Annotated in this window: 13 protein-coding genes; 7 read left to right on the top strand and 6 right to left on the bottom strand. The window is 62.8% G+C overall.

All coding sequences use genetic code 11. From position 1 onward, the window contains the following. Positions 1-302: 302 nt before the first annotated feature. Entirely contained in the window at positions 303-1,100 is a 798-nt protein-coding gene (locus QFZ53_RS02100) for an IclR family transcriptional regulator (protein WP_307293002.1), read from the top strand. A gap of 17 nt (positions 1,101-1,117) precedes the next feature. Here QFZ53_RS02100 and QFZ53_RS02095 read toward each other — a convergent pair whose 3' ends face one another. From QFZ53_RS02095 to QFZ53_RS02075, 5 genes are all read right to left on the bottom strand, one after another. Next, positions 1,118-1,921, bottom strand: coding sequence for an SDR family oxidoreductase (locus tag QFZ53_RS02095; RefSeq protein WP_307293001.1), 804 nt, complete (start codon positions 1,919-1,921; stop codon positions 1,118-1,120). Next, complete coding sequence (locus QFZ53_RS02090) at positions 1,918-2,769, bottom strand: carbohydrate ABC transporter permease (protein WP_307293000.1); 852 nt, start codon at positions 2,767-2,769, stop codon at positions 1,918-1,920. Before QFZ53_RS02090 ends, QFZ53_RS02095 begins: the two co-directional genes overlap by 4 nt. Beyond that, a complete protein-coding gene (locus tag QFZ53_RS02085; protein ID WP_307292998.1) occupies positions 2,766-3,593 on the bottom strand; it encodes a carbohydrate ABC transporter permease in 828 nt (275 codons plus the stop codon). Before QFZ53_RS02085 ends, QFZ53_RS02090 begins: the two co-directional genes overlap by 4 nt. A 192-nt stretch (positions 3,594-3,785) precedes the next feature. Beyond that, positions 3,786-5,003, bottom strand: a complete 1,218-nt coding sequence (locus tag QFZ53_RS02080; RefSeq protein ID WP_307292997.1) for an ABC transporter substrate-binding protein — start codon at positions 5,001-5,003, stop codon at positions 3,786-3,788. A 208-nt stretch (positions 5,004-5,211) separates the two neighbouring features. Continuing rightward, on the bottom strand, positions 5,212-6,525 hold the full coding sequence (locus QFZ53_RS02075; RefSeq protein ID WP_307292996.1) for an FAD-dependent oxidoreductase: 1,314 nt from the start codon (positions 6,523-6,525) through the stop codon (positions 5,212-5,214). 101 nt (positions 6,526-6,626) lie between these two features. Between QFZ53_RS02075 and QFZ53_RS02070 the strand changes: the two genes are divergently transcribed. Genes QFZ53_RS02070 through QFZ53_RS02060 form a run of 3 tightly spaced genes read left to right on the top strand, consistent with a single transcriptional unit; the run spans position 6,627 to position 9,879 of the window. After that, positions 6,627-7,787 (top strand): glycoside hydrolase family 99-like domain-containing protein, encoded by a 1,161-nt coding sequence (locus QFZ53_RS02070; protein WP_307292995.1) that lies wholly within the window; start codon positions 6,627-6,629, stop codon positions 7,785-7,787. Next, complete coding sequence (locus QFZ53_RS02065) at positions 7,784-9,457, top strand: N-acyl-D-amino-acid deacylase family protein (protein ID WP_307292994.1); 1,674 nt, start codon at positions 7,784-7,786, stop codon at positions 9,455-9,457. Before QFZ53_RS02070 ends, QFZ53_RS02065 begins: the two co-directional genes overlap by 4 nt. Beyond that, on the top strand, positions 9,454-9,879 hold the full coding sequence (locus QFZ53_RS02060; protein ID WP_307292992.1) for a RidA family protein: 426 nt from the start codon (positions 9,454-9,456) through the stop codon (positions 9,877-9,879). The genes QFZ53_RS02065 and QFZ53_RS02060 overlap by 4 nt, the downstream gene beginning before the upstream one ends. On the opposite strand, the gene QFZ53_RS02055 is transcribed toward QFZ53_RS02060, so the two are convergent. Then, positions 9,832-11,484, bottom strand: a complete 1,653-nt coding sequence (locus QFZ53_RS02055; protein ID WP_307292990.1) for an SDR family oxidoreductase — start codon at positions 11,482-11,484, stop codon at positions 9,832-9,834. The two genes, QFZ53_RS02060 and QFZ53_RS02055, sit on opposite strands and share 48 nt — an antisense overlap. On the opposite strand from QFZ53_RS02055, the gene QFZ53_RS02050 reads away from it, so the two are divergent. From QFZ53_RS02050 to QFZ53_RS02040, 3 genes are all read left to right on the top strand, one after another. Continuing rightward, positions 11,456-14,155, top strand: a complete 2,700-nt coding sequence (locus QFZ53_RS02050) for a family 78 glycoside hydrolase catalytic domain (RefSeq protein ID WP_444916230.1) — start codon at positions 11,456-11,458, stop codon at positions 14,153-14,155. The two genes, QFZ53_RS02055 and QFZ53_RS02050, sit on opposite strands and share 29 nt — an antisense overlap. 132 nt (positions 14,156-14,287) lie before the next feature. Further along, entirely contained in the window at positions 14,288-15,502 is a 1,215-nt protein-coding gene (locus QFZ53_RS02045) for a Gfo/Idh/MocA family protein (protein ID WP_307292986.1), read from the top strand. A 72-nt stretch (positions 15,503-15,574) separates the two neighbouring features. Next, the gene (locus QFZ53_RS02040) at positions 15,575-17,128 is read left to right on the top strand and encodes a GDSL-type esterase/lipase family protein (RefSeq protein WP_307292983.1); all 1,554 of its coding nucleotides are present in this window, start codon (positions 15,575-15,577) and stop codon (positions 17,126-17,128) included. The last annotated feature ends 2 nt before the right edge of the window (positions 17,129-17,130 follow it).

Below are 17,130 nucleotides of genomic sequence, written 5' to 3'. Positions count from 1 at the left end.
GCACTGCCAGTCGATAGGAGGCTGCTCACGACCACGACGATGGCCGATGCCAGGGCGGTCAGCCGCCACCGAGCGCGGGCTCTCGGCCCATGAGCATGGAGTCGTGTAGGCATCGTTGCCACCCTCTCAATAGTCAGTGATCTGTTTACATTCTCTCTATGCAAACAGCTCTTCGCTTCTCGCGATTGCGAGCATACGTGCTCTGATGCTCCGCCACAAGAGATCTCGTCTGATCCCGAGCCTCGTTGAGGTAGTGTCGGAGATCAGAATCGGGCCGCACGCTGATGACGAAGGGACGCGAAATGACCGATCCGACTGTGGTCGAGCGGGGCACGGTAGGCGCTCTCGATCGCGCGATTCGCATACTCGACGAGCTCGCGGCGGCTCCAGGCGGACTCGACCTGGCCAGCATCGCCCAGTCTGTCGGAATGAGCTCCTCCGGAGCTCACCGCGCCCTCAAATCCCTGTCCCTCGGGGGGCTCGTCTCCCAGCGCGAACGGCGAGGAGACTACTTCCTCGGTCCGAAGATCCTGGTCTGGGCGCAGCAGATGGGCGACGAGAGGTCCCTCGCGTCGCTCGCCATGCCCATTCTTCGAGTTCTCAATGAGGAGACGCGCGAGAGTGTTTATCTGTCGGTGATGCGAGACAGGAGGATTTGGAACATCTGTGCGCTCGAAGGGCATGGCAACGTACTCGTGCAGGAGAGGCCGGGTGCGGAGCGGCTTTTTCATTCCACGGGGCGCGGGAAGCTCTTCCTTGCCAGCCTTGATCGGGCGGCAGCGAAGAAGATCGTTGCTGAAACAAGCTTGCCGTCGGTGGGCCCGGCGACCATCACTGATGAAGCTGAATTGTGGAGAGAAGTCGATCGCGCCAGGGAACGCGGTTTCGCCGTCAGTCGTGAGGAGAGCTTCGCCGGCGGCGCCGGCGTGGCATTCCCCGTCTTCGACAACCGCGGCGTGCTGCTAGCTGCCGTCGGCGCCAGCATACCGCTCACGAGATTCGATTCACTCGGTGAACAGTTCTTCGTTGAACAAGTGCGACACGCAGCCGAGAAAATCACGGCAGCTTGGGCAGGCGTGCACATGCTGGACAATACGTAACAGGCAGACTCCTCCGATCAGCGTGGCTCCCGACGGGGGGATTCGTGCCGCAGTATCTCTTCGATGAAGGCCATATTCCCCGCGCTGAGTCCGGCGTCGACAGGTAGCGCAACGCCAGTGATTCCGCTCGATCTCGGAGACGCGAGAAAGCTCACCGCCTCCGCGACCTCGGTGAGCTCCACGATTCGCTTGAGCGGGTACAGCCGCTGCAGCTTCTCCAGCACCGCCGGATCACGAGCGATCCGATCAGTCCACGCTGGGGTGCGAATCGAGCCGGGGCACACGGCATTGGCCCGGATGCCGTAAGCGCCGTACTCGACTGCCACCCCGCGCATGAACGCATCGATGCCTGCTTTCGCCGCAGAGTATGCAGGGTTGCCGTAGTGCTGTAGCGCGTTGACAGACGAGACGAATACCAGCACACCGGCACGTCGATTGACCATCCCGCGCAGAAGCGCGGAGTTGAAGACCATGACGTTAGAGACGTTTAGATCGATCTCCATACTGATCGTCTCTGCGTCCAAGGCGGTCAGCGACTCCGCGCGCGTCCATCCGGCATTGTTTACGATGATGTCGGGCGACTCGTCGACTAGCAGCGTCTCAGCGGCGGCTGCGGTGGCGCCACGATCGAGCAGGTCAAACGCAACACGTCGATGCACGTCGAGTCCGCGGAGCGCCGCCTGCGACTGATCGCAGGCGACAACGGTGGCGCCACGTTCCGTGAAGTGATCGACGAGTGCACGCCCCAGGCCACCGCCGGCGCCCGTGATCAGAACAGTCTGACCGCTGAACTCCCCCTGCCGTCGTGCGGTCGGGGTCATCCGCGAAGCGCCCCTTGCGTCAGCCCGGAGATGAAGAATCGCTGGAGCGAGATGAAGAGCACGATGATGGGCAACACCGTGATGACCGCCGCAGCGAACACGACGGGGACATCGCTGTTGAACGTATTCATGAGTCCGATGGTCGCTTTTCCCAGCGTCTGCTTCTCTGCGCTCTGCAGGAAGAACAGGGCGACGAGCAGGTCGTTCCACACCGAGATACTCGATATGATCACCACCGTCGCGGTAGCGGGACGCAGTAGCGGGAACACGATGCTGACGAAGGTGCGAGCTTCGCTCGCTCCATCGACTCGTGCCGACTCTTCGAGTTCGTGGGGAACCGTGAGGAGAAAACCGGCGTAGAGGAATATTGCGAACGGCAGACTCGTCGCGATGTGGATGATGATGACCCCGGCGAGGGTGTCCACGAGTCCGATCTGCGCCCAGATGCGATAGAGCATCGGAATCCCGAGCTGGAAGGGAACGATGAGCCCGAAGACGAAGAAGACATAGATCACGTTCCCTCCCCGCCCCCGCCAACGTGCGATGGCGTATCCCGCCAGAGATCCGACGACGACAACGCCCAGCACGGTCACCACCGACACGATCACGTTGTTGACGAACGCGCTCAGGAAGTCGCCGCGGTTCCAGGCTTCCGCATAGTTCGCCCAGGCCGGTGTCGCGGTCAGCCCGAGAGGATCAACCGCGAACTCGTGGCGAGTGCGGAGCGAGATCACCACCAAGTAGAAGAAGGGAACGGCGAGCGTGATCGCCCACACGGTCGGAAGGAGGAGTCGGCCCGCGCTTGCGAACCGACGACGATTGCGGGAATTCAACGACGCACCGGTCATGCCCGGAGCTCCCTTCGCCTGAGAATCACGAGAAGCACGACGGACACTACGAGAACTCCGAGCGTCAGCACGAGATTGGTGGCGGCCGAGTAACCGAACTGACCGAAAGAGCCCTGCGTTGCCGCCCGAGACACGATTGACTCGGTAGCACCTCCAGGGCCACCCTTCGTGAGCACATAGATGACGTCGAATACTTTGAATCCGCCGATTGCGGTCAGCACGATGTTGATCGTGGCCGACGGGGCGAGAAGCGGCCAGGTGATGTGCGCAAAACGGCGCCACGCTCCGGCTCCGTCGATCGTCGCGGCTTCCAGCAGTTCCGCAGGCACCATCGACAGACCGGCGAGGAAGATGAGCATCGTGAACCCGGTCCACTGCCAGAGGTTCATGAAGATCACCGTCCCCATCGCGAGCGACGGGTCGCCTAGCCAGTTCTGTGCGAGCCACCCCAGCCCCGGCGCTTTCGACGCCGCAGTCAGCAGTCCAGTGCGCGGATCGAAGATCACGGTGCCGAGAAAGCCGAGCACGACGCCGCTGACGGCGATGGGAAGCACGATCACGAGACGAAGCGTCGAGCGCAGCTTGCCTGGCCCGTAGAGCGTCAGGGCGAGCGCGAGTCCGAGACTGAGCTGAAGCACGGAGTTGACTACGGCGAACAACAGCGTGTTGCGTGCCGCACGCCCGTTCTCAGGATCGCTGAACACGCGGAGCACATTATCGAACCCCACGAAGTCGAAGGTGGACGAGAAGCCGTTCCAGTCGGTGAAGGAGAAGAACAGATTGGCCAGGATCGGCAGCACGACAACCGCCGTGAACAAAACCACAGCAGGCAGCGCGAATATCGCCCGGACCCGATTCGAGTTCAGGGGTCGTCGCTTCACCTGGCGCCGATCGCGATCTCGCGCCCGCGGAGGCGCGCTTACTGACGTTGACATAGAATCCTCCGCACTGTTCCGTGAACGAGGTGGTGGACGCGAGCCCGGAGGCCCGCTGCCCACCCACCTGCAGTGTGTCTGCTATCCGGCGGCCTGGGCGGCATCGATCTGCTCGAGAACCTGCTCCACGGTGGCCGAACCAACTATGAGCGACTGCATGCCTGCCTGGATCGCGGCACCGACCGCGGGCGTCGGACGGACGTATCCGGCGATGTCGATGCCACGGGTGGACAACAGCTCACTCATTTCTTCGAAAGCGGGGTCGAGGTTGCCCGACGTCGACGTCTGGAGTGACGCCAGTGCCGCCGCGTCCTTGAGGTACGCGCTGTTCACTTCGGCCGAGGCCCAGAAGTCGATGAACTTCTTGGCCAGTTCCGGATGTGGTGCGTTCGCGGGAATCGCCTGTGTCGCCGCCGGGGCAAGTGCGAGGGGGGCATCGGTTCCGTCCGGGGCGAACGGCAAGGGAAACATGCCGAAGTCTCCGTCAGGCGCCGCTGTGCGGATCGCGGGGAGGGCCACGGTACCCTGAATCATCATCGCCGTCCGGCCGAGCGCGAAGTCATTGGCACTGGACGGCCAATCGACCCCGGTTGCGTTCGGCTCGAACCCACCAGCTGCCACAAGGTCCGCGAATGCCGGAATGATCGCCGCGGTACTGGCTTCGGAGTACTTGACTTTCCCCGACGTCAGAAGCGCACCCTCCTCAGCGCTCGAGGACGCCCGCATCATCTGAGTCCATTGCGTCTGGAGTGTCCAGCCGTCCTTTCCTCCGACCGAGAGCGGAGTGATGCCCTCTGCCCGGAAGGCCTTCACCACCTCGAGGAACTCGTCCCAGGTTTCCGGAACTTCGATCCCTGCCTCGTCGAACATCTCGACGTTGTAGAAGACACCTCCGGAGTTGACCTCGGGGACGAATGAGAAGGTCTTCCCGTCCCACAGATCAGCGAGATTGCGGACGGTGTCGATCTGGTCGTCGACCCATGATTCTTCGCTGAGGTCCGTGAGGAGGTCGGCCTCGACATAGGGCGTCACATCGTTGTTCAGCACTTCGAAGATGTCAGGGGACGTTCCGGAGGACATTCGGGATGTCACGATCGAGTTGTACGTGTCGTCACCTGCCAGCACCTCGAGCTTGACGTTCACGCCGGGATTGGCCTCCTCGAATGCGGCGATGAGGTTCTCGTACTTCACTCCCGCATCCCCACCGGTAAAGGTGACGAAGACGAGCTCCTTGTCCGCGCCCGCGTCACCTCCACCACTGCTGGGCGACGTGCACCCGGCAAGAGACAGCGCCAGCACTGTTCCCGCAGCGATCAAAGAGGGTCCGCTGATCTTGCGTGATTTCTTGTACATCCGATCTCCATCCGGTTCCTGAAAGTGACCCGCAGCGCTGCGTGTCGACCGTTTTGGGTTTCTGATCGCTACTCGCGAACAGACGTTCTCTTACAGAGGATACAGTGCGGATGGCAATGAGGGAACAGCCACCTGGGGGTCAGTTCGGTGGCGGTCAGACTATTGCTAGCGCACGCAGAACATCTCGAGCCCGCCGGAACTCGTTCCAGGGCAAGGCGGAGGGGGCGATGCCGATCTCGGCACTCGCGGCCGCGGCGATGCCAGCGGCTTCGCCGACCGTGACGGCATTCCCTGTGACCCGATAGCTCGAATGCGCCCAGAAGTCGCCGCTGATGCAGCGCCCTGCCGTCAGTAGACCATCGATGTCTCGCGGAACCATCGCTCCGTATGGGATGTCATAAGGGTGCCGGCTCAGATCGAGGGCGCTCGCCTCCGGGCTCAGGTATCCGCCCTCTGCCGGCGTGAGCGCGTGGACGTCAGATCCATAGTGGACGGTGCATATCGCATCCGGCCGAACGCGGCCCTGCCGGACATCTTCGCGAGTGACATAATCGATCCCCAGAATCCGACGCCCCTCCCGAATGCCGATATGCGCGGCCGTGGAGAGCAGCCGGATTCCGCTCCAGGCGGGAGTGGTTGTCTTCAGGGCGTCGACGACATCGTTGATCTCGCGTCGAGCATGAAGTGTGGCCGCCGTCACGTCGGCCGCATCGAGCGCCGAAAAACCGTACTCATGATTCACCATAAGCGCGAAGAGCGAATCGGTGACGCGAAATAGCGTCGGTCCCTTATACGACGGCTCGACACCCGCGTTGCGTATCGCGTGAAGAAGCCTGCGTTTCGGCGCGTCCTGGTCGCTGTCGCTCCTGACCGCGAAGGCGTGACCACCCGTGACGAACTCGGATATCTCTGGATACCTCACTCCGCCGACCAGAGCCATGAGGCTCATCGGCTGAGTCCGCCGGTCTGTCGGATGACCGAGCTCATATGAGCATCCGGCGAGGGAGGCGACGTCGCCGTCGCCGGTGGCATCGACGAAGGCTGCCGCGCCCCAGACTTGGCGTCCGGATTTTGACTCCGTGACGACGGCATTCAGTCGAGAGCCGCCGACAACGTCGACGACCCGCGTGTGGAACTGGATCACTACGCCGGCGTCGATGCACATGGTTTCGAGGACGAGCTTCATCGCCTCGACCTCGTAGGTGAAGTCCGAGTCGAGATCTCCGGCCCTCGCCTCACGGTTGTCGAGTCGCACCACGATCTCGGCCATGATGCCGTCCTTCCCCGCTGCATCGATGATCCAGCTGAGACTGCCTGCGGTCCAGATACCGCCCAGACACCCCTGCGCTTCGATCAAGGCGGTTCGCGCCCCTAGCCGTGCGGCAGCCACGGCCGCGGCGACGCCCGACGGGCCGCCCCCGCAGACTACGACGTCGAACGCGGATAGATCCTCAACTTTTCCACTCATCGATCATTACAGTAACTTCGCGAGGCGCAAATTGCTATTCTCTACAGGGGATCAGCTGGAGTATGGTCCCCTCCACTGTTCGAGGATCCAACGGAGCCATCATGACCAGACCGCAGATACTCGCCTACTATTTCCCCAACTGGCATCGAGATAGCCGCAATTGCGTGTGGTTCGGTGATGGATGGACGGAATGGGATCTTCTGCGCGCCGCCCAGCCGAGGTTCGATGGGCATCGTCAGCCCCGCGAGCCGGCGCTCGGCTATCGCGACGAAGCGGACCCCGTTGAGGCCGCGATCGACATCGATCTGGCCAGTGCGCACGGCGTCGACGGCTTCCTGGTTGACTTCTACTGGTATGAGGACGGCGCATACCTTTCCCGCGCTCTCGATGATGGCCTGCTTCAGGCGACGAACATCGGGGATATCAAGTTCGCCCTCATGTGGGCGAACCACGACCTCGTCGACATCTTCCCGTCCGAGAGGCCCGGCGCGAACCACCGTACGCTACGCACGGGCGCACTTACCCGCGAGGAGTTCGAACGGTTCGGGCATGCTGTCGTCGAGAAGTACTTCACCCACGCTTCCTACTTGACGGTCGATGGCGCTCCGTGGTTGTCCATCTATCAGATCGGATCGTTGGTCGAAGGCCTCGGTGGAATCGACGAGACAGTCGATGCGCTGGACTGGTTGCGAGCCCTCGCCCGGAAGCACGGCTTCCCGGGAGTGCACCTCGATGCTGTCGTCTGGGGTTTTGGGGTTCTGCCGCGCGCCGTCACTCTGGAGTCGCCGGAGCAGCTGCTTTCCGCGCTCCGCTTCCAATCGGCATCGTCGTACATCTGGATTCACCACGATGACCTCCGCACGCACCCATTCCCCATCGGAGACACCAACCGTCTCCGTTCCGCCGCCTTCGATGAATACGAGAGATATGCGTCGACGCTCTCGTTGCCGTTCTATCCCAACGTCACCGTCGGGTGGGATCCCAGCCCGAGGACGGAACAAGCCGTTCAGCACGTCCACGACGAGTACCCGTGGAACCCGATATTCGATGCCACGCCCGAGGAGTTCGTCGACGGGCTGGAAGCCGCGCGGGACTTTCTCGTTCGCCACGATCCGCCGAGCCCGATCGTCACGGTCAACGCGTGGAACGAGTGGACCGAGGGCTCAGCGCTGCTTCCGGATACCACCCACGGCCACTCGTATCTCGAAGCAATACGATCGGTGTTCGGCCTCCGCGGCGGCGTGAAACGGCCCGACAGGTGACCGCGCCGACGCGATTGGTCTTGCGCGGCGGCACGATCGCGACATCCGATGGCATGCGTGAGGCTGACGTCGAGGTGGCGAACGGCCTTGTGACGAAGGTCGGCGCTGTTGTCCCGAGACGCACAGACCGTGTCATCGAGTGCGGTGGACGCCTGGTGCTGCCTGGCTTTGTCGACGCGCACTCACATGCAGACGCGCGTTTCGTCGATGCTGCCGTGCAGCGTGCGCTGCTTCGGCAAGGCGTGACCAGCATCATCACCGGACAAGACGGCGTCTCGTTCGCCCCCGGCGACGGTACGTTCTCCTCCGAGTATTTCGCAGCGATTAACGGTGAGCACTCTGGCTATGAAGGCGGCGGCGTAGCCGGCTACCTCGCTTCCGTCGATGGCGCGTCGCGGCTCAACGTCGCCTACCTCGTTCCCGCTGGAACGGTGCGCTGGGAGGTGTGCGGGCGCACACAAGAGCATGCGGACCCCACGCAGCTTCGCCGAATGATGCGACTCACGCGGATGGGTATGCGCGAGGGCGCGGTCGGGCTGTCGACGGGACTTGACTACGTGCCGGGGTCCTTTCAGCCCGCAGACGAGATCGCGGCGTTGTGTGATCCTGTTGCTCGCGCCGGTGGCGTCTATGTCACACATATGCGAGGCGGTTATGAGACGAACTCTGCCGCCGGGATCGCGGAGATCGCGGAGATCACGGAGCTCACGCGGGAAAAGGCGGACGCGGACCTCCGGGTTCACATTTCCCACTTCCACGCTCCACCTGAAATTCTGATCGGCCAGCTCGACGCACTGGCGCGCGCGGGCATCGACGCCACCTTCGACGCTTATCCGTATGGGCGAGGATGCAGCCTGCTGAGCATGCTGCTCCTGCCGCCGGAGTTGTCGATACAACCGACCGGCGCTGTCATCCGGACGCTGGCAGATCCGGTCGATCGCGAACGCCTTCGGCAGGAGTGGATCCCGCAGATCGAGCAGAATCCCGGCCTCGGTCCGGAGTGGCCGGACATGGTCTCGTTCGCGCACATTGCGGCGCCTTCTTTCGGTTGGGCGCATGGACTCACCGTCGCACAGGCTGCGGCGAGTGCCGGGTGTGATGCAGCAGATCTCGCGTTCGACGTGCTGATCGCGTCCGCTCTGCGCGTCAACGTCGTCATGGCCGTGCGCCATCCGCGCACTGTCTCGGAGCTGGCGCGAATCTTCGCAGATTCACGCCATATGGGCGGATCCGATGGGATCTTCGTGGGAGCCCACCCGCATCCGCGCGCTCGCGGAACGTTTGCCAAGTTCCTTCGGGACCTCGTGGTCGACCAGGCGATCTGGTCGTGGTCGGACGCGGCCAGGCACCTTGCCGCTACTCCTGCTGCGCGCTTCTCGCTTGGTGCGCGCGGGCATATCGCGCCAGGGTGGATCGCTGACCTTGCCGTTGTCGACCCCGATGCAGTGGCAGACACCGCTACCTATGACCGGCCGCTGGGCGAGGCCGTCGGGATTGATGACGTGATCGTGGCTGGTACGCCTGTCCTCGTGAACGGGGAACTCGCCTCCACTCTTGCGGGGCGAGGTCTACGCCGCTCGCCCACGCCTCGATGGGACACCCCTCACGCGGCGCCCCCTCGATCGACCCAGGACCATACGACGCAGGACCCTAAGGAGAGAAGACAGTGACCAAACGTTCGTTCACGACATCCAACGCCCCTCGACCCGCCGGGCCATACAGCCAGGGTATTGAGGCGAACGGATTCTTCTACACAGCCGGATTCGGTCCGCATGACCCGGATGATGGCACCTACGCTGAAACCGTGACCGATCAGACCAGGCAGGTGCTGCGCAACATTGCCGCCGTGCTCGCCGAACGCCAGCTCTCGCTTGATGACTGCGTGAAGGTCACCGTGCATCTTGCGGACCTTGATGACTTCGCCGAATTCAACGTCGCGTACCGTGAAGCGTTCTGCGAGCCGTTTCCCGTGCGCACCACTGTCGGCTCACAGCTGGCGGGGTTCCTCGTGGAGATCGACGTCGTCGCGGCCATCCCGGATCGGTCAGTATGTCGCTCGTCCACCGCTGATGTCGTAAACGGCGCCGGTTGAGAAGCTGACGTTCCCGGACGAGAGCCAGGCGATCAATTCTGCGACCTCCGCGGGCGTGCCCACCCGCTTCATCGGGATGAGGCTGGTGATGTGGGCGAGTACATCGGGAGCGGTGTCTTGATTCATCGGCGTGGAGATCACCGCGGGAGCGACCGCATTGACCAGCACCCCGGTCGTGGCCAGCTCTTTGCCTGCCGACTTGGTCAGAGCGATCACTGCCGCCTTCGACGCCGAATAGACCGAAAGGTTGGGGTTTCCGTCTTTGCCCGCCATGCTCGCCAGATTGACGACGCGCCCCCACCCGCGCTCGACCATTGCAGGGATGAATGCTCTCATCGTCGCCACTGTGCCGAGCACGTTCACGTCCAGAACCGAGCGCCATTGGTCCGCAGTTGTCGACAGTAGAGGAGTGTTCGGCCCCACAACGCCCGCCGAATTGATCAAGATGTCTACGGGGCCGACGCGATCTGCCATGCGTGACACGGCTTCCTCATCTGTGACATCGAGTGCGAGGACGTCGTCGCCGCCGATATCAACGCGGATCACTTCGATGCCGTCACGTTCCAGGCGGTCGGCTGCAGCCGCGCCCAGGCCCCTGCCTGCACCCGTGATGAGAGCGCGGGTCACGCGCGCCTCTCCGATCGCGCGGCAGGAGACCACGCGGTGACTGCTTGCCGCTGCGTGCCCAGCCCTGTTATGCCCAGTTCCATGACGTCGCCCGGGCGCAACCAGATCGGCGGGGTCGAATCCGAGCCCGACGCCAGGAGGCGTACCGGTATTGATGAGGTCTCCCGGCTCGAGCACGAGGAATTGGCTGACATAGTGAACGATGACGTAAGGATCGAAGATCATCGTCGCTGTGGACCCGACTTGACGCCGGATGCCGTTGACATCGAGCCACATATCGAGACTGAGGATGTTCTCGAACTCATCCGGGGTGGCAAGCCAGGGGCCGGCGGGATTGAAGGTCTCTGCGGACTTTCCCTTGAGCCACTGACCGCCGCGCTCGAGCTGGAAAGCTCTCTCGCTGATATCGTTGACGAGCATGTAGCCGGCGATGTGGTCGCGGACTTGCGCCGGGTCGTCGAGGTAGCTGGCACGCGATCCGATCACGATACCGAGTTCCACCTCCCAGTCGGCTTTGGTCGAGCCGCGGGGCAACCGCACGTCGTCGTTCGGGCCGACGATCGTGTTCGGGGACTTAGAGAACAGGATCGGCTCCTCTGGGACCGCCTGACCGGACTCCGCAGCGTGATCGGCGAAGTTGAGCCCGACGCAGATTATCTGATGAGGACGTGCGATCGGCGCGCCGATGCGTTGAGAGCCCAGCGAATTGACCGCACCGGCTCGTGCTCGCTCAGCAACAATGGGGGTGATCCTTGAGACTCCGCCGGAGCCGAAGAACTCCTCGTCGAAGTCATGCACGAGATCCGACAGATCAACATAGTTGTCGGCGTCGAGGAGCACTGACGGCTTTTCCGCTCCCACCGCTCCGATACGCATCAACCGCATACTGGCCTCTCCGAGATGTTTTGGAAACCATACCCCAGATTGAAGTAGCGTTTGAAACGCTTCAATGATGAAGGTCGACTTGGAGGAAGACATGCCACCCCAGCTCCCGGCACTCACGTTGCACGACGCCAGCGCGCGGGTAATCGATGTCCGAACTCAGTACCCAGACGGATTGCTCGGCGTGCCACGCTCGGGGCTGCGCCTTAGCTGGCGGGCGGCAGCGGACACGGCCCAAGTCGCGTATCAAATACGTTGGGGGAGCCAGGTCAGCGCCGTGACGCCCCCCATTGCGTCCGACGCGTCTATCGGCATCATGGCGCCCGGCCCCGACCTCGGCCCCGGAGAACGGCGCCGATATGCGGTGCGGTTCGCCACGGCCCAGGGCTGGTCACGATGGAGCGACGACGTTGTCGTCGAGGCGGCCGTGGACCTGAGTGCGCTCGATGCCGTCCCGATCGGCGGTTCCGAACCAACCGAGGGGCCAGTGATGCTGCTTCGTCGCAGCTTCACTCTCCCCGCAGCGCCGTTGAGTGCCCGTCTCCGCGCTACGTTCTGGGGTGTCGGCGAGCTGCGGATCAACGGTCGTCGAGCGACCGATGAGCATCTTGCCCCCGGCTGGACCAACTATCGGAAGCGCCTCGTTCTCGGCACCTGGGATGTCACCGACCTGCTCGAATCAGGCGAGAATGCGATCGCCGTCTTGCTCGGCGACGGCTGGTACAGAGGCCGTCTGGGATGGGAGAACGGTACCGAGCAGTACGGCGCTGAACTCGCCGCTCTCGTGCAGCTCGAGGTCGAGTGCCTCGACGGCACACGGGTGCGAGTCGCGACTTCCACCGAGTGGGTGACATCGACCGGAGCCATCCGATCCGCGAGCTTGTATGACGGTGTGGAGGTCGACTTGCAGCAGGACCCCACCGGATGGGACGCGCCGGGGTTCGATGACTCGACCTGGACGGCGGCAGAGGAGGTCGCAGTCAACATGGGCGCGGTCGAGCCGCGCATCACCACCGGCGTGCGTACCGTCGGCGAATGGGCCGCGACGCGGAAGGCGCGCGGCGCTCATACACTCATCGACACCGGGCAGAATATTGCCGGCTGGCTCCGGCTCGTCGTCGAAGGGAAGGCGGGAGCGCGCGTCACCGTGCGCCATGCCGAGGTTCTCGAGTCCGATGGGTCGATTCACACCGCATCCCTGCGGACCGCGCGGGCGACGGATAGTTACATACTCGCCCATGATGGCTTCACAACATTGGAACCGACGTTCACGTTCCACGGTTTCCAGTTCGCTGAGGTGACGGGTGCCGCTGTCGTCTCGGCGACGGCGGTTGCGGTGTCAAGCGCGGATCTGCCGCGATCGACCTTCTCCGCGGCAGATCCGCGCCTCGAGCAGTTGCACTCCAACGTTGCATGGTCCCAGCGGGACAACTTCGTGTCGCTGCCGACCGACTGCCCGCAACGCGACGAGCGGCTGGGATGGACGGGAGACGCGCAGGCCTTCGCGGCGACGGCGTCGACGCTCTTCGACGTCGAATCATTCTGGATGTCCTGGTTACGTGATGTCGAGCTCGATCAGGACGCTGATGGCTCTGTCGCCTCCGTCGTGCCGAACATTCTCAATGAGCCCGACCCCTCGACCGTGGGCGAGTGGACGACGATGGGGCGTGCCGGCTGGGGAGATGTGGCCACGATCGCCCCCTGGGCGGTGTACGAGTCGTACGGCAGCGATGAGGTCCTGATCCGCCAGTTGGATAGCATGCGCAGGTGGGTTCAAAGCCTTGAGCAACGCTCGGTCGGCGGCCTCCTGCCCACGGAGTTCCAGTTCGGCGACTGGCTCGACCCCGATGCGCCCGCCGGTGAGCCGTGGAAGGCGAAGGTCTCCGCTGATTACGTGGCGAACGCCTTCTTCGCACACAGTGCCCGGCTGCTGGCCGATGCCGAGCGGCTCGTCGGGGATTCCGGCAATGCAGAACGAGCAGCGCAGATCTCGGAGCGGGTCGCGAGAGCCACGTGGAATCGCTGGGGATCTCAGGCCGCAGAAACCGGGACCGGCGCCGCAATCGCCCTCGAGTTCCAGATCGCGCCAGAGTCCGCTCGCACGCGTATCGGAGACCGGCTCGCCCGCAACGTCCGCCGCGAGCGCGGGCGCATCACTACCGGGTTCCTGGGAACGCCGCTCATCCTCCACGCTCTTGCCCATTCGAATCACTTCGACGAGGCGTACCTCATGCTTCTGCGCCTCGAACCGCCATCGTGGTTGTATCAGGTGACGATGGGTGCAACGAGCGTGTGGGAACGCTGGGACGCCCTCGCGCCGGATGGGAGCATCAACTCCGGCGCCTTGGCAACGGAAGGCAGCCCGAGCATGCTCTCTTTCAATCACTACGCATACGGTGCCGTCGTCGATTGGATGTATCGGTATGTCGCAGGCATCGCCCCGACGAGGGACCGCCCGGGGTATCGCCGAATCCTCGTTGCGCCTCGGCCATCCACGGAGATCCCCTGGGCGGCCGCCAGCATCAGTACGAGGCTCGGCCCAGCGTCCATCGACTGGCGTGTGACTGGCTCCCACATGGATATCTCGCTGCTCGTCCCGTTCGGCGCGGATGCCACCATGGACCTCCCGGTCACGGGGCGATCGATCGTCGAACTAGATGGGCGCCCCTTCAGCGGCGGATCCGTCGGTCCGGGGCAGCATCGCATTGCCGTCTCCTGGCCGCGCATCGCTGACCCCTCGGTCTCTGCCGGCGCATCATCGCGCTGACAAGATCGATGTCACCGCCGGTCTTGCAGTGAACCTCGTGGCATACTATTCTCCCACCGGGGATCTCAATTCCCTGTACGCAACGAACTGTACTCGTAGGTTCACGCAATGTAGCCCAAAGGAAAAGGGAAAATGCTAGGCAAGCCATTCGAGAAGCACGACGTCGTTCGCACCGCCATCGTCGGGCTCGGCTCGAGACAGGCGAGCCTTCTCAGTTCGCTTCGCAGACTGCCGAAGGCAAAGATCGCCGCACTCTGCGAGATCGATTCCGAACGGGCTGATGCTGGCAGGTCGAGTCTTGTCGCCGACGGACATGAGCCGCCCGATTTGTACGTCGGTGAGGATGCGCTGCAGCAACTCATCGAGGATCGGGAGCGCTACGACCTGGCGATTGTGGCAACCGCGTGGAGTGACCACGCATGGATCGCCGTGCAACTGATGAATGCGGGCATGCACGTCGCGGTCGAGGTGCCGGCGGCCGTCACTATCGAAGAGTGCTGGGAACTCGTCACGACGTCGGAAAGAACGCAGCGACATTGCGTCATGCTCGAAAACTGTTGCTATGGCGAAGAAGAGCTGATGATGCTCAACATGGTGCGCGCCGGCGTCCTCGGTGAGCTGGTGCATGCGGATGCGAGCTACATCCATGACATACGCAACTATCTCGCTGAAAAATCCTGGCGGCGCATCGCGCGGACGCGGAGGAACGGGAACCTCTACCCGACTCACGGGCTGGGACCGGTCGCCAACTATCTTCAGATCAACCGGGGTGATCGCATTACGACCCTCGCTTCCCTCAGTTCTGCTGCACTCGGACTCCAGGCATACGAGGCGGGCACCGGTCAGGTGTCTCCTGACACTTATGTGTGCGGCGATATGAACGTCTCTGTGCTGCGGACGGCCAAGGGGCGAACAATCATGCTGCAACACGATGAGATCAGTCCCCGGCCCTACAACCGGCACAACGTCATTTCCGGCACCAAGGGCTACGCCAATGGTTTTGAGAATCAGGTGTACCTCGAGGATTCGCTGCCGGTGCCGGGGAAGCCGGTGGAACATGCCCCTGGCCGCCTTGACGCCATGGCATCGCGGTATGAGCACCACTTCTGGACGGAAAAGGGCGAGCAAGCTCGCGCGGGAGACCACGGGGGAATGGACTACATCATGCTGTGGCGGCTCATCGAGGCGATGGTGAACGGTGACGCGCCGGACATGGATGTCTATGACGCGGCGTTGCTGAGCTCGATCAGTCCTCTGACCGAGCTCTCAAACGGTCGACTCGAGTTCGTCGACGTCCCGGACTTCACCCGTGGGCGATGGGACAACAGTCGAGTTCCGTTCCTCTGAGACCGCTTCGTCCCTCGATCCACAGATCATCCCGTTGCTGTCCTCCTTACACAGATTGTTCAGGAGAAGAAGATGCACAAACAAATGGCTGAACGCGTGCCGTTGAGATTCACCCTGGCGCTCCTCTTGACGGCGACGATCGCGGTCTTCTTGCCGGTTTCCGCGCGCGCTGACGCATCCGTCTCCCCGACGGATGCGAACATTCAGTACTTCGGCCGCTGGGATCGTGCGAACTCCGCGGCCTACTCCTCAGCGCTCTGGCCAGGAACGTACCTGAAGGTGAACTTCACGGGCACGTCGCTCAAGGTCGTTCTCGGCTCGACCGAGGCGGACATCGAGGCAAGCATTGACGGGGCCCCATTCAGAATCTATCAAGGCTCACCGAATGCGGTGATCGACCTTGCCGAGACCTCGTTGTCGAGCGGACTGCATTCACTTGTGCTGGTGCCGCATGGGGATGGCAGCACCGAATTCGAGTTTGCTGGGCTTCTGCTTTCCGACTCGGGTGCGACGCAGCCCGCTCCTGCACCGCGGAGAATTATCGAATTCGTCGGCGACTCCATCACCGTGGGGTACGGATCGTCCGGCATGCCGACGAGGAGCTACGCGTGGAGAATAGCGGAAAGCGTCGGGGCGGAACATGTTCAGATCGCTCACGGCGGCATGTGCCTTCCCGATGGCTACTCGTGCACGGGGGTCAATACCGTGGGAATGATCTCGTCCTATTCCCACAAGGAGAACATCGAGGCATCGCCGAGCAGCCCGTGGGACTTTTCTGCATACACGCCGTCGCAGGTCGTCGTAAACATCGGAACGAATGACAGCGGCCATGGCGTTCCGAATGACGTGTTCCAGAGCAATTACGTCGAACTCCTCACGGATATTCGCCACGTGCATCCTTCGGCGGAGATCCTCGCACTGCGACCGTTTGGCGGCTACAAGGCCTCGCAGGTGAAGTATGCGGTTGACTCGCGAGTCTCGGCCGGCGACGCGAACGTCTTCTTCGTTGACACCACAGGTTGGCTGGGATCCGCTGACTATGCCGACACCGTCCACCCCAACGACGCCGGCATAGACAAAGTCATCACTCGGCTGCGGCCGATTCTTGAAGGATGCTCGCCGTGGCGATCAAACCTCGCCCGATGCGAACAGTACGCGGCATCGTCGGAGTGGTCCACGGGGCAGGCCGCCAGTTTCGCGTTCGACGGCTCGGATTCAACGAACTGGCAGGCGGCGCCATATTCGGCATTCGGCGGACAGTGGCTGCAAGTCGACTTCGGAGGCATGACCACGTTCAACCAGGCAGTACTTTCCGAATACGGCGGAAGAACTTCAGGGTTTCGCCTCGAATACTGGACTGGCCAGTCATGGGTGGCCGCCTACTCCGGGACTACCATCGGCAGTAAGAGCGCGCCAAGTGTTCACAACTTCGCCGCGGTCACGGCCACGAAGGCCAGGATCTACTACACAAGCGGCACGGGAACCCCTATCATGTATGAATTCAAGTTGCATAACACAGGTGCTGGGTATTCGACCGCCAAGAGCTGGAATTTCAACGTGAACGGGAACACTGAGAGCTGGTCATCGCTTCAGCTCTCTGGCCTGGTCGCCAACGGTTGTTTTTGATT

It is taken from the genome of Microbacterium natoriense, from assembly GCF_030816295.1.
Taxonomy (GTDB): Bacteria; Actinomycetota; Actinomycetes; order Actinomycetales; family Microbacteriaceae; genus Microbacterium; species Microbacterium natoriense_A.
The sequence above is the reverse complement of the archived record's forward strand: the minus strand, read 5'-3'. Positions and strand labels throughout refer to the sequence as shown.